The sequence below is a fragment of the Vibrio sp. 2132-1 genome, assembly GCF_033344315.1.
In genome coordinates, this window is the sequence record NZ_JAWPON010000080.1 from 1 (window position 1) to 1,172 (window position 1,172).

At 48.4% G+C, this 1,172-nt stretch carries 1 protein-coding gene; it reads left to right on the forward strand.

Features of this window, described 5'->3' with window-relative positions:
* A partial coding sequence (gene malT / locus R8N47_RS23560; protein WP_318185898.1) for an HTH-type transcriptional regulator MalT occupies positions 1 to 1,172 on the forward strand: 1,172 nt, incomplete at both ends.

Genomic DNA, 1,172 nt, shown 5'->3' on the forward strand with positions numbered 1-1,172 from the left:
CCGCTTCCACAACTTGTTTGGCGAGTTCTTGTCTCACGAGCGTCAAGCACGTATTCCTCAACAAGAAAAAGATCTTCACCGCAATGCGGCGGTCGCTTGGTTACAACAAAAATCGCCACACCAAGCCATTCATCACGCGCAAAAGTCCAACGATAAAGACTTAGTCGTTGAGATTTTGAATGAATTCGGTTGGAAGATGTTCAACCAAGGCGAATTAAGCACACTCGAGCATGCCATCAATAAGCTGGATGCAGAGCTGCTATTTAGCCACCCTAAATTGACGATGTTACGTGCATGGTTAGCGCAGAGCCAACACCGATACAATCAAGTTGGCCAATTGCTTGAAGAAGCCGAAGAAGAGCATAAAAAGCGCAACATCGAGCTAGATATCCATTACCAAGGCCAAGCTAACGCGCTGCTAGCTCAGGTCGCGATTAACAGCAACCAACCCGAGAAAGCGCTTGAACTTGCGGAGCTGGCTCTCAGCCAACTAGACAACACCATTTACCGTAGCCGAATTGTCGCGACCTCAGTCGTAGGCGAAGTGAACCACGTGTTGGGTAAACTCGACCGCGCGTTGCCGATGATGCAGCAAACCGAAAAATTGGCGCGCCAGTATCAGGTTTACCATCAAGCACTGTGGGCGATTTTACAACAAAGCGAAATATTGATTGCTCAAGGTTACGTGCAAGCGGCCTTTGAGCTGCAAGATTCAGGCTTTCGTCTGATTGAAGATCAGCAATTACAGCACGTTCCTCTGCACGAGTTTTTATTGCGTATCCGCGCGCAAGTCTTATGGTGCTGGAACCGCCTAGATGAAGCCGAAGAGTGTGCATACCGAGGCCTACAAATTCTCGAAAACCATTCGCCGAGTAAGCACTTACATAGCTACTCAATGTTGGCACGCATTGCGATTGGCCGTGGCGAACTAGACAAAGCCGGTAAATTCATCGAGCACATTCAACATTTAATGAAGCAGTCTACGTACCACGTAGATTGGACCGCCAACGCCTCTTTATCGTTGATCTTATTCTGGCAAGCGCGTGGCAATACAGAAGCCATGCAAGAATGGTTGAACACGGCGGTTCGTCCAGAATCGGCATGTAACCACTTCTTACAACTGCAATGGCGCAATATAGTGCGTGCACACATCAATTTGGGTCAGTATGAGG